Here is a 12,245-nt window from a genome sequence, read left to right on the forward strand (position 1 = left end):
TAGTTTGGAGATGTAGCCTGAATCTGTGTTTGAGAGTGGGAGATAGCGTGAACGTGCGGAACCAGTTAACAGAAAGTCCTGTTTACCATCACCGTTGTAGTCTGCCCAAGCTACAGAACTACCGGAAACACCAGGAAGGGAAACTGTGGTATTCGCCTGCTCAATATCAATTTGCCGATTATTCAAAGTAATTGTACTATGATCATCCTCTGCCTTTAATACTCTCAAAGTCTCCACATCCAGATTTTGACCCTGTACCAAAGCTGCAAAAATCGCCCCTTCATCTCCAGTGCTATCCGTCTGGTTAATTTTAGCATCTACAAAATGCCCAATTTCCTCTAACAACACCCCACTAATAGCTGCTAAAGAAGCAGCAGCAACAAAGGTATTTGATAAATAAATCCTATTCTCACTACTAGCATAAGCGCCATTAGCACCGCCAAGAATACTACTATCGAGAACTTCTATTTGGGGAAGTTGACTAAAATCCCCAGCTTCCCACTGTAACCGCAGAATTTCCGCAAGGCTGCGGTTGTATTGTGTACCAAAAGCAGTATCAAAAACCTGCCAGAAGTTATTTAAACGAGAAAAATATTTAAGTTGATTAGAAGCTAAGGTTAGCGCGGAATTAATTAAAAAGTTCATAAAATAAATGATGTTTTTCGAGGTTTGAACTAAAACAACAGGTTAAATTACCACAGTTAACTAACGGTTTGCTATTGAGTAGGAAAAGTATATTGCCGTAAAATATTGATATTCTTGTCAAGTCACCAAGCTTACACACCCTTGGTGGTTACAGTAATGGCAGAAACAGCGATGTCAATTTCCCGTTTAAATAATGTACAAATCTTAATTTTCAGAGATGCCTAAGTAGGTGAACAGAAAAATTTAAAGGTATATAACGGTAGTAAAGTTGTGTCAATGCGAGACTCTGATTGAGTTTCAGGCATTTTACAAAATGCAATACCCCTCATTTTTATTTTGTTTACCTACTTATTTGATTATTTAATTCTGATAAATCCAGCGTTTTCAATCAGTTCTTGACCCTGATCTGTTAATAACCAATCTGCATAAGCTTTTCCAGCTTGTTCTTCTGATTGACCGTTTTGTTTTATAATCACAAACAAATTGCGAGTGATGGGATAATTTCCATTTCGGAAATCGTCATAGTTAATTTTGTTACGTCTCCGGGGACATTTGGATTGTGGTATTCGGGGTAATCTATATGGTGGCACCAATGAGGTCTTTATCTGTCCAATTGGCAGGGATTTAATATTACATTGACTGACAATCTCTGAAGCAGAAGCGTAGTAAATTCCGCCAGGATTACTGGCTATTTCTTTGATGGCTTCCGTAGTTGTATCAATGTAACGAACGTTGTTAGGAATGTGAATTAAATAAGGTGCAAAAGTAGGGTGTGTTAGCGACAGCGTAACGCACCATTCCAGGTTACATCAGAATTGCAGGTTATTAAATTTGCGTTCCTTACCAAATTTATCTTTGTTAAGAACATATTCAATAAAAAAATCTGTCGTACCACTAGCTTCTTGATCACGAGATAAGGGGACAATAGGTAAATTTGGACCACCTAATTCTTTCCAGTTGGTAATCCTACCAGTATAAATATCTTTGAGTTGGGTAATGGTTAATCCAGGAATATTTAAGTTATCATTGACTCCGATCGCAATGCCATCAATTGCTACAGAAATTGCTTTTAAACTAAAACCTTTTTGTTTAGCTTGGGTATTTTCCTCTCGTCTGAAAGAACGAGAAGATTGAATAAAAGCCATTTGATCGTCTATCAACATTTTAATCCCAGTTACGGAACCTGGGTCACTAGAAGGTGGTTGTATGTAGCGTAAAACAAACTGAGGACAAACTCTTTGCAGTACAGAATCTACTTTTAGGCGAATAGGAGCCCAGCTTGTACTACCACCATAATTAAAAATCCCTTGGGGAATATTGGATACATCACAATTGTTTTCACGAACAACATTAAACGGTTCTTGAAATTTAAGTAACGGTTTTGCTTGAGACGGTAGTATATTTACATCTAATGTACTTAACAAAATACTAGATACAGTAATGGCAGAAACTGCGATCGCAGATGATATGATCTTATTCATGTAAATTCCCCCGTTTAAATAACGCACAAACTCTTATTGGGAGTAAATATAGATACACTACCCAACACACAATAAGTTACAGTATTTTTCAAACATACCGAATTTAATACGTCTAAAAGAAGGTTGTCAAGACCTCAAAAGTATGTAAAATTGAGATAAACCATTGTTTTTATACGAACATACTATAGAAAATAGTCTATGATTACTACTAAGCGCGGCGTTGGGAATCCGCCAACACCAAACACAATGACTTAGGCAATAGCAAAAATGCTGTTAGTAATAGGTGCAAATGAAGTAATGATACCTATGCGTCCTCATTCGGGTGGAAATAAAAAGCGATCGCCCATTTCTCAAAGCGATCGCCCCTACCAAATTCTTGAGAGAAACGAGCGATCGCTATTCGCTGCTGCAAGCAGTTCGCCTCCCCCTTCGTAAACATCGCCCTACCAAATTATTGAGAAGAGCGATCAGACGATTTTCTTCGCTTAATGCGCGAGGGGGTGGGTGTAAAAAATTCAATTTCTCAAAAAATGCCTGATTAGGGATTGAAACACGAATGAATGACTTACAGCAGTTACAGTTAAACCCTTATTGCAATTTCACTTACTCCCTATTAGGGATTGAAACGTGATAGTGTTGGAAGACCACTTCCCCGCAGGGGGATTTAGAATTACTAACTAGTACACTGCGGCGTAAGTGAATGAACCATTTTCAAGCATTGTAATCAATCTAATTATCGGAGCTTTTAATGGTCATCTTATTTACGCCGCGTTGTACTAGCCAAATTCTGCCTAAAAACAAAAAATTAGCCTAAAATAAAGAAAGTTGTTTAAATCGCTGTTGACTATACTCAAAACGGCTTGATTGTTTGATTCTAAACGTAGGGGTTTAGCACTGCTAAACCCCTACACATCTGAGTTCTTTGTCATTTGGCAAAAGTTTAAATCTCACCCGTGTTTAGTATACCTGTATTTTCTCTCCTTTACTTGGACGAAAACCTACATTGAGCGAAATAACGAGTTGTCAGTAACCCAGCCCTAAAGGGACTGGGCTTGCAAGAGTAATCAAGCAAGCCGTGCTGACCAGACCACCCTGAGCGAAGTCGAAGGGTAGCCGTTATTTGAGTCACGACACCTCGGAATGCGAAGCTAGTTCCCCGCTCTGTCATTTGCAATTAAACAGTTTTAAGGTCACTGAAACAGTGTTGCAAGTCTAAAAAGCTCTTATAACAGGTCGTTCGCGCCAGCGTGCCGGAGGCATCTAGCTAACATTACCCCAGAAATGGGAGGCTCTTTGGAGCAAAACATTATGCGTACAGAGTTGGGAATTTTGAATCGGTAATTGTCCCGTTGAAAGTACATCACAAAAGTACCCCGAATTTCCCAACTCCAAGGCGGTAATGAAAAAATATTCAAGGCGGTTAAAACCGCTCGTGCCGTTTCCCTCTCAGGGAGCCAAGCCACTGAGTTTCCCACTTACCGGGTATTGTTATGAACAAATAAAAGAGAAACCAAAAAATTCGGACTTGATTCCTGCTGAAATACAAAGATTAGTTGAAGAACTGGTTGAAAAAATAGAAGAGACAGAAAGAGTTATCGGAATAGCTACAAGTTTCCCTGATATTCATTGGATTGATTTTAAGATTAAGCTGAAAGACAACAGCGAATTATCAGATGAAACCTGGGAGAAAATTCAGGATTTGGTTATTGACTATGAATGGAAATTAATAGATGATTCTACTGAAGAATGGTATTTTCGCCCTCAGATAGTAGATAGATTTTATTTACTTAGAGATGAAGTAATAGCCGATTCTGACAAAAAAGAACACACGGAGGTAAGTAAACCAAAAATGTGGTCAAGCAATTCTCCTAACTTTACTGTAGTTCCGTTTCGGCAATAAATCATGACTTGTGAACGCTACCTTCTGCAAGCTAAAAGCAACGAAAATGCAGCACGTGATATTGAAACTGTTTATCCTGATTGGACAGTAACTATGTGTTTTTATGCAGCATTGCACTGGGTAGAATATTATGCTTGTAAAAAAGGAGATGATATACCAAGTCAATGTCCAGCACCATCTCCTCATGATTCTCGCCGGGGATATGTTCGTCAAATTGCTAAGAAACTGGATAACAGAAGATTGGAGAAACTTTATCAAGATTTAGAAAGTGCAAGTCGAAAAGCTAGATATTTAGAGAGTGTAAAATATAGTAGTGCAATAGATTATTTCCAAGGACACAAATTAGAGGATGTTTGAAAAGTGGTATTCCGTAATTTTCATCACATTGCTACCCCCCTTAGTCCCCCCTTGTAAAGGGGGTAAAAAATATTTGATACATCAACCATAACTTTTCAAACACCCTCTTAGAGAATATTAAATAATCTGTATTTATAATTCCTCGCAAGGGGACGGAAACAAACCATCGTCCTATGCTGAATTGGAGTCCAATCTTTTTAAAAGATTGATTCCCTGTAAAGACGAAAGTCCGTGAGATGCTGGATAATTAATTACATTAATTTCTATCCCATCTCTCTTCCCCGGAAGGGGATTAAAATCGGGAAGTGCTGTAAATAGTTATGCACAAATAAAAGAGGAGGTGGGATGAATATCATTACTTGAAATATCGCAGTTCCAAACAGCTATTTGCTGGGGAAGACTGCATAAATACAATCAATTTAGAAGAGGTGAAAAATGGCATTCAGTAATTTTAAAACCATTGGTGAAGTCCTCAAAACATTTCAAATTACCTATACAGAAGACAATTTTATTAGCGAACTTGCTTTTAATATTTCCGACTATTTCCGTGAAGATTTAGAACTGATGATGCGGGATGCTGTAGTTGATAACTCAGAATTTGCTATTTGCGAAAACTTAATTTATCCCGTTCTTAAAGAAGTTTGGAAAACATATCGTAAAAACTTTATTTTATGGAGTCATCAATCCTTAAACTACGATGAAAAATTATCAGGATTTCCTGAATATATTTTAGCTAAACGTTCGCCATTAGGTAAAGTTGTTTTTGACCAACCATACTTTATTTTAGTAGAAGCCAAACAAGACAATTTTGAAGCAGGATGGGCGCAATGTTTAGCCGAAATGATTGCTGCTCAAAGATTAAATGGAGAACATCAAATTATTATTTATGGTATTGTTTCTAATGGTGCAACTTGGCAATTTGGTAAATTAGAAAATGGCACATTTACCAGAAATATGACTCCATTTACCATTTATGAACTAGATAAATTATTCAGTGCTGTTAATTTTGTATTTCAACAATCTGAATTACAACTAAATAATTTAGTTTTATCTGCTGCTTAGTTCACTTTCGTAAGTATTCAGCTATAGCACTTATTTCCAGATCCCCGACTTCTAAGATAGATTTATCCTTTCCGAATACAATTAATCAAAGAAGTCGGGGATCTTATAACCTCACCTGAATCCTTACTCACTTTCCTAGCAAAGTATAACTTCTCTATTCCACAACCATGACTCTAACTAAAACCCGACTTACCTTTGATCAATTCCTCAACTACGACTTTCCCGAAGAAGGTCGCTATGAACTTGTAAATGGAGAAATTATGCGGATACAAGCAACTAGAAAACATGATAACTTAGCAGATTTCCTCACTAAAAAATTAGACCGGGAAGTTGAACGTCTTAATCTTAACTATCGAGTATCTGGAAGAATTGCCATTAGAACTTTAACAGCAAGTGGTAAAGAACAAGGTCGTTTTCCTGATGTTAGCGTAGTAGATAAAAATTTATGGGATGCTAATTTATCCGCTTATACTGCTTTTGTTGAACCATTACAATTAGCAGTAGAAATAGTTTCCACAAATTGGGAAGATGATTATATAGATAAATTAGAAGAATATCAACGTTTAGGGATTTCTGAATATTGGATTGTTGATTATTTAGCAATTGGTAGTCGTAATTATTTAGGTAATCCCAAAGAACCAACTATTTTTGTATATATTCTTAATGAACAAGGCATTTATCAACCTAATGCTTATCGAGGTACAGATATAATTATCTCCCCAACTTTTCCAGAATTAAATATTACAGTTGATCAAGTTTTTGCAGCATAGATACAATTTCATGATAGATGAACACTTCCAAACCCTGACCACCTTCCCCCCACGCAACTTTCAACGAGAAACCATTACTAAACTCCTCCGCCGTCAAGACATCCTTCTCCGCGCCCCCACAGGGTCAGGGAAAACCGAAACAGCGATCGCACCCTTCCTCTTTGCTAAAACCCTCAACCTTGACTTCCCCAATAAGTTAATCTACGTTGTCCCCCTGCGAACCTTGGCCAACAGTCTGCGACAAAGAACAGAAATCCTGGTTCAACGCTGGTCACAAGCTCAAAATGTCCCTTGTCCAGTTGTTACCCTACAAACAGGAGAAAACCCAGAAGACCCTCGTTTTGAAGGTGATATAGTCTTCTGTACCATTGACCAAATGTTAAGCAGTTTTTTGAATATTCCTTACTCAGTTGGTCGTGGTTCAGCTAACGTCAACTCCGGGGCAATATTCGCATCTTATCTAGTATTTGATGAACTGCATTTACTTGACCCAGACCGTTCCTTTACCACCGTTCTCAAAGTTTTACAACAAGTCAAAGGTATTTCCCCATTTCTGCTGATGACTGCCACATTAACCAATGAACTAGCCACTCAAATTCAAAGTTTAATAGACAATGGAAATAATTCAAATTGAAGATGCCGATTTACAGGCCATTGAAGGTAAACGTCGCCGGATATTTCAAGCTATATCTGAACCATTGACCGCTGAAGTTATCAAAGTTGGTATTAAAAATCGTAATCACAAACGGGTTATCATCATCTGTAATACCGTTTCTCAGGCGCAGGGATTATATAGAGATTTGCAAGAGTTGAATTATGATGATAACTTAAATATTACCCTGCTGCACTCCAGATTTTTACCAGAACATCGCGCCCAAAAAGAAACATTTTTAAAAGAAACCTTTACCGAAAATTGGCAAGATGACGGCACTTGTTATATATTGATTTCCACCCAAGTAATTGAAGCCGGAATTAATATTACTTGCCAAGTCATGCACAGTCAACTTTGCCCCATGAACTCATTATTACAAAGGGCAGGACGTTGTGCAAGATTCCAAGATGAACAAGGTCAAGTTTTGGTTTATCGCACCATAGAAGTTAACCAAGCTTATACTGCACTTACAGAAGCTGATTTAGAACCAGAAACCCAAGAATCTACCGATAAAAAACAAAGTTTTCTGCCATATCCTGAAAAAACCTGTGAATCAACATGGCAAGTATTACAGGCACATACTGAATCAAATCAAGTTAATGAAAATGTCGGATTTCGTACCGAAGAAACTTGGATAAATCAAGTGCATACTACAGAAGATTTACTGCAACAACAACGCCGACAAAATAATCAAATGCAGTTTGAAAACAATTTTGAAGCGGCATTTTTTAGGGGTGATCAATCTTTTGCCAGTGAGTTAATTCGTTCAGTTGATAGTCGGAGTTTATTTGTTTGGGAAGAAAGCGGATTTATTGATTTTGAGGAAGAACCCATTGACCCCCGCAAATTAATGGCTTTTTCCGTGCCTGTGTCTACACTATGCAAAGTTTGGCGAGATTCCAAAAACTTAGAATTTGGTACAGATTGGATTTTTAAACGAATTGAAACACCAAAAGGTAAAGCAGAAACCTATAATCAACCTGTTTGCACTGAGATTAAATCCCGTGAATCATTGGTTAATAGTATCAAGATTTTAGTCAACTGTCGCTATGTTTCTTATGATGAAAATATTGGCTTACTAATTGGCATTAATGAATTTGGTAATGGGTTTATTTCCCCACCAAAACCACAGCGTTCAATTGTCAGTGAATATCGTTATAATATGGATACTTATGTTGGACATTTGGGTTCTATGTGGACTTGTTGGTATAAACCATTTAAAACCTTGCGTTTGAAAAACGGTGAAGCTGAACCAACTACTTACAATAGTATCAGGAATGAACTACTACCAGCAGGGACAAAGTTAATTAAAAACAAGATTTTTCCGCATATCCAAGAATCAGAAGCAGCAGCATTATTTGAATTATTGGTGTTTTTTGCTATCTTTACTCATGACCTGGGTAAACTACAAATTAAGTGGCAGGAAGTGATGCGGAAATGGCAAGCGATAGCGAAGCGCTCCGTAGGAATCGCTCATTCTTCATTTCAAGGACAAAACCCCAAACAACATTTACTGGCACACACTGACTATAATCCTGAAGACCGTCAGCAAAAAACAGCACTCAAAGACCACGAAAAGAAACACAAACGTCCTAACCACGCTGTTGAAAGTGCATATTTAGCACGGGATATTCTCAAACAATCTTTAGTACCGCTACTCCGTGATTATTTTACGGACGATGATGAACAAATTCAGTATATCTGTCATACAGTCCTGATGGCTACTGGTCGTCACCATTCTGCTTGGGCTGGTGGTTGGAGTGTAGCAGATATAACTAAGATAAAAACTATAGAATTACATCCAGAAGCACAGAGAGCGATAGCGAAGCGCTCCGTAGGAATCGCCCAAAGTTGGCAAGGTATGACACGCTTCCTAAATCAGAGTTTACCTTTAGCACCAGCAAATTTAAGCAAAAGTATCTACCCAATTAAAAAAGAGTTTGATTTGAATCAGTTAAATACTGCTGATGAATTTGAGTATTTTCATCTCTACTTGCTGGTAGTTAGGGCTTTACGACTGTGTGACCAACGTTCCGTACAACTGAATTTTCATGTTTAATTTTTATGTAGAGAAGTTATCCACAACATCTCTACATTAATCATTATTAAGTAATTGGACAAAAATATTTACAGTCATTGCGAGCGAAGGGAAGCAATCGCAACCCTGGTGATTGCTTCCCTTCACTTCGTTCCATATGGCTAACGCCATGCTGCGCTAACGCAATGACATTAACTATCTGTACCTATATTTTCCTGAGTTAATAGTTCTTGGAAATCAGGAACAGAACCTATAGTAATTGCCTGTTCTAATAACTGGTTGAGTCGTTCATGGTCATAAATTTTATTGATTTGTTCCACTAATTCAGAAGGACCATCTTGAAATCTAGTTTTGATGATTTTAACAATAGATTTCTGGAGTGTTTGCGCTATTCCTAAACGCTCTATACTTGTTATATATGCCATTTTTTTGTCATCCTCAAACTGCTTCAATTCAGTTTTGAAATTCAAATCCAGATTCGGTGGTAAAGCCATCAGTCGGTCAATTAAATCGAATAACTGAAGAATTTTCTCCCTAGTATATCCTAACTCATACATCCGCTTAACTAAACTTAATTTCCACTGCAAACGTCCTGTTAAATTTTTAGTTGTAGCTTGTGTACGTAGGTGCGCCATCACCAACACTGCAAAAGGATTATCACTTTGTTCCAATTCTGACCAACGAGGTTGATAATCCAGTAATTTTACAATAGGAAACTGAAGACTCAAGCGACATCCCCAACGTTCATAACTGTATTCTTGAGGTCGCCAACTTGCTTGATTATCTCCCAAAATAGCCAAGCTAACAACTTCTTGACCATAACGGTCAAAAATTCTGTAATGATAGGAAAACATCCGTTTAGGAAAACCAGTATCTACTTGACTTTGGATTTCTAAATGGATTAGCAACCAGGTTTCTTTACCATTACCATCATTCAGCCAAACTTTAATCAGCTTATCAACAAATTGCTTACCAACTTCTGATTCTCTCATCAATTGCTGGAGTTCTTGGTCAAGAAACTCATAACCTCGCGTCCAGTCAATTTCGTTGTAAATATGGGGAAAGAAGAATGTTAAAAATGCCTCAAAGTATTTTTCTACCCCTTCCTTCCAAGCACCATCATAATCGGCTTTTACTTCACTCACGGTTGTATTTAAGAGATTATTAATACACTATAGCGGTTTATCTGGTAGCAGATAGATGAACTGAATGGAGAACTACAAACCATAAGAATAGTTTCAGTCCCGTTGTCAGGATGATTCCATGACCAGGATTCTTTACTATCCAGTCTTTCCTTTATCTCTTTATTACTGTTGAAGAGGCATAATTTCCTTTGGAATACGCCTCTTCCAGGTGGGTATACACTGATTGGAAGTACACAACTCCTGTGAGTTGAAAGACAAATGACACAGCAGCTATTTGTTACCAAGAAATACGGCACTTATGCTGACACTTTCTTGATGTTAGGTTTGGCGCAGCTTGTGGAGTATGCCCTGAAAGCTACTAATCAAAAAAGTGCAATTCAACTTTTAGATCAAGGAACACACTACTGCCTAAAACTAAAACAGACAGTCAATTTAGAACTGGTAGATAAACTCAATTATACCGATCCTTTTCCACCAGTCAAAGGTCAAAAGACTGACATTAGCAAAATATCCCAGGAAACTGAATGTTTTGACACAGTGGAGAAAACCGAAAGACGAAAACTTTACCGGGAGTATTTATTTCAACAAAAAGGTAAACCCCAATTTAACGAAGATTCACCAAAACCACCGCATCCAAGTACCCAAAATGGCGTAATTCTTACTTCCATGCGCCATGACCGCAATCATAACGAATTGTGGTATTTAGGATGGCAAATTAAAGACCATTATGGGGCTTTATTGGTTGCTTTGTTTACAGCATTCAGCCAACAAGCAGAGGATGTTAATAAATTAGTAAATGAGTTATTTACTGAGGCTACTGGACAGAAATTACCAGAAACAGCCAGTGCAGTTAAAATTTATTTACCTACATCTGTCTAAGGTGTGAATCGCATTAAAGCAGATGGTAATAAAGTAGATTCTCAAAAAACCGATTGGTTAAGTTTATGGTTGATTGCTGGGGGTTTATTTACCTTTGGTATCGCCGAAAGAATCAAAATCGCAGAACGAGTTTATGATTGGCGTGTTGTTGTTCTTGAACCTCAAGATATTCAGTTAAGTAAATACCGTGAAGTATTGAATAAGCTGCGTCAATTAAACCCACCCTCTGGGGGTCACGGAATTGCTAGATTTGATGCTGAGTTGATATTACGTTTTTGTCAAGAATTACTTAATCATCATCAAATCATAGTCAATACTGAAGAAGATGAATTTGATGATTTTTTGCAGTCAGTTAATCATTTTGTTAGTAGCTTTATTGGAACTCACTTTGGTTCTAAAGGTCAAGTTTATGGTGTCAAAGAAGTGTTTTCTTTAGGTTTACCAGGTTGGATTAGTCCTAAAACTTCTGAGGAATTAGCAGATTATCACAATATTTTGACAGAACACTTGTCAATTGTTACTACCCTATCAGCAGAAGAGGGACACAGTGAATTATTAGCAGCTTATCGGGATTTCATTACTAGTACAAGTCTAGAAAATTTCTTTCGCTTTCAAGTAATTTATGCCGATTATGTTGTTAAGTATTTAGCAGATTCTAAAGCTAAATTCTTTCCTCGTTTATTTTCTCTTAATGGATTAAATCTCATGGTAAAAAATTTTAATCATCCTCAAAATGACCAAGAATTAAATTTAACTGACATTACACAAGACCTCGGTTTTTTACGGATTGCTAAAGCTATTAATAGCGCGACTGTCTATGCCGGAAAAGATGAACATGGTTGGGATAGAATCTATGGTTTAGCACAACGTTTGAGCAGTCAAGCAGGGTCTAAAAAGGATTTTATTATTGAATTATCAATCTTTCTTGCTAGTTATGAAAATGAAAATCTTCGCATTGATGAGGAATTAAAAAAGAAAGGCAAAGCCCGCCGCATTTGGACTACTAAAGATGATTTAGATGGAATTATCAATCTCATTGAAAATCATGGTTCTAGTTTAGTGGCTAACCTATTGATTGCCTATGGTTACGCTAAGGGTTGGGGTAAATCCAAGGAAGCAGATAAAACAGGTGTAAATAGTGAATTAGAAATAGAAGTAGATAATGAATAAGATCCCCGACTTCTGGCAAGAAATCATAATTTATTGACATGATTAAATAAAGAAGTCGGGGATCTGATTGCTAGAAGTAGATAAGTAATGGGACAGAATTAATTACACAATGTCATTGCAAATGGAACGAAGTGAAATGAAGCAAT

The 12,245-nt window shown here is 37.3% G+C and carries 11 protein-coding genes and 1 pseudogene; 9 read left to right on the forward strand and 3 right to left on the reverse strand.

The window, feature by feature from the left end; genetic code table 11:
* Positions 1-645, reverse strand: a pseudogene (locus FJR37_RS23720) (FG-GAP repeat protein); the annotation flags it as partial.
* 809 nt (positions 646-1,454) lie between these two features.
* The gene (locus FJR37_RS27880) at positions 1,455-2,126 is read right to left on the reverse strand and encodes a substrate-binding domain-containing protein (RefSeq protein ID WP_168467288.1); all 672 of its coding nucleotides are present in this window, start codon (positions 2,124-2,126) and stop codon (positions 1,455-1,457) included.
* A gap of 267 nt (positions 2,127-2,393) precedes the next feature.
* Here FJR37_RS27880 and FJR37_RS23735 point away from each other — a divergent pair, with 267 nt between their 5' ends.
* The 7 genes from FJR37_RS23735 (at position 2,394) to cas3 (ending at position 8,926) form a co-directional block, all read left to right on the forward strand.
* Positions 2,394-2,561, forward strand: coding sequence for a hypothetical protein (locus FJR37_RS23735; RefSeq protein ID WP_168467289.1), 168 nt, complete (start codon positions 2,394-2,396; stop codon positions 2,559-2,561).
* A 964-nt stretch (positions 2,562-3,525) separates the two neighbouring features.
* A complete protein-coding gene (locus FJR37_RS23740; RefSeq protein WP_168467290.1) occupies positions 3,526-4,026 on the forward strand; it encodes a hypothetical protein in 501 nt (166 codons plus the stop codon).
* A gap of 3 nt (positions 4,027-4,029) precedes the next feature.
* On the forward strand, positions 4,030-4,383 hold the full coding sequence (locus FJR37_RS23745; RefSeq protein ID WP_168467291.1) for a hypothetical protein: 354 nt from the start codon (positions 4,030-4,032) through the stop codon (positions 4,381-4,383).
* 435 nt (positions 4,384-4,818) lie between these two features.
* Positions 4,819-5,445: a hypothetical protein gene (locus FJR37_RS23750; protein WP_168467292.1), complete on the forward strand. Its 627-nt coding sequence runs from the start codon at positions 4,819-4,821 to the stop codon at positions 5,443-5,445.
* 167 nt (positions 5,446-5,612) lie between these two features.
* Positions 5,613-6,215: a Uma2 family endonuclease gene (locus FJR37_RS23755; protein ID WP_168467293.1), complete on the forward strand. Its 603-nt coding sequence runs from the start codon at positions 5,613-5,615 to the stop codon at positions 6,213-6,215.
* A 10-nt stretch (positions 6,216-6,225) separates the two neighbouring features.
* Entirely contained in the window at positions 6,226-6,849 is a 624-nt protein-coding gene (locus FJR37_RS23760; RefSeq protein ID WP_168467294.1) for a DEAD/DEAH box helicase, read from the forward strand.
* On the forward strand, positions 6,830-8,926 hold the full coding sequence (gene cas3, locus FJR37_RS23765; RefSeq protein ID WP_168467295.1) for a CRISPR-associated helicase Cas3': 2,097 nt from the start codon (positions 6,830-6,832) through the stop codon (positions 8,924-8,926). Before FJR37_RS23760 ends, cas3 begins: the two co-directional genes overlap by 20 nt.
* A gap of 170 nt (positions 8,927-9,096) precedes the next feature.
* Here cas3 and FJR37_RS23770 read toward each other — a convergent pair whose 3' ends face one another.
* Positions 9,097-10,050: a transposase gene (locus FJR37_RS23770; RefSeq protein WP_168467296.1), complete on the reverse strand. Its 954-nt coding sequence runs from the start codon at positions 10,048-10,050 to the stop codon at positions 9,097-9,099.
* 258 nt (positions 10,051-10,308) lie between these two features.
* On the opposite strand from FJR37_RS23770, the gene FJR37_RS27255 reads away from it, so the two are divergent.
* Together FJR37_RS27255 and FJR37_RS23775 are read left to right on the forward strand one after the other, a co-directional pair.
* Positions 10,309-10,929 (forward strand): hypothetical protein, encoded by a 621-nt coding sequence (locus FJR37_RS27255; protein ID WP_254434654.1) that lies wholly within the window; start codon positions 10,309-10,311, stop codon positions 10,927-10,929.
* Positions 10,930-10,932: 3 nt separating this feature from the next.
* Positions 10,933-12,099: a hypothetical protein gene (locus FJR37_RS23775; RefSeq protein WP_254434655.1), complete on the forward strand. Its 1,167-nt coding sequence runs from the start codon at positions 10,933-10,935 to the stop codon at positions 12,097-12,099.
* The last annotated feature ends 146 nt before the right edge of the window (positions 12,100-12,245 follow it).

This window comes from Aphanizomenon sp. UHCC 0183, assembly GCF_009712065.1.
Classification (GTDB): Bacteria; Cyanobacteriota; Cyanobacteriia; order Cyanobacteriales; family Nostocaceae; genus Dolichospermum; species Dolichospermum heterosporum.

Excerpts from the sequence above, each read along its gene's own strand:
- FJR37_RS27880 (WP_168467288.1), bottom strand. The coding sequence starts at position 2,126 with ATGAATAAGATCATATCATCTGCGATCGCAGTTTCTGCCATTACTGTA.
- FJR37_RS23735 (WP_168467289.1), top strand. The coding sequence starts at position 2,394 with ATGCTGTTAGTAATAGGTGCAAATGAAGTAATGATACCTATGCGTCCT.
- FJR37_RS23740 (WP_168467290.1), top strand. The coding sequence starts at position 3,526 with ATGAAAAAATATTCAAGGCGGTTAAAACCGCTCGTGCCGTTTCCCTCT.
- FJR37_RS23745 (WP_168467291.1), top strand. The coding sequence starts at position 4,030 with ATGACTTGTGAACGCTACCTTCTGCAAGCTAAAAGCAACGAAAATGCA.
- FJR37_RS23750 (WP_168467292.1), top strand. The coding sequence starts at position 4,819 with ATGGCATTCAGTAATTTTAAAACCATTGGTGAAGTCCTCAAAACATTT.
- FJR37_RS23755 (WP_168467293.1), top strand. The coding sequence starts at position 5,613 with ATGACTCTAACTAAAACCCGACTTACCTTTGATCAATTCCTCAACTAC.
- FJR37_RS23760 (WP_168467294.1), top strand. The coding sequence starts at position 6,226 with ATGATAGATGAACACTTCCAAACCCTGACCACCTTCCCCCCACGCAAC.
- cas3 (WP_168467295.1), top strand. The coding sequence starts at position 6,830 with ATGGAAATAATTCAAATTGAAGATGCCGATTTACAGGCCATTGAAGGT.
- FJR37_RS27255 (WP_254434654.1), top strand. The coding sequence starts at position 10,309 with ATGACACAGCAGCTATTTGTTACCAAGAAATACGGCACTTATGCTGAC.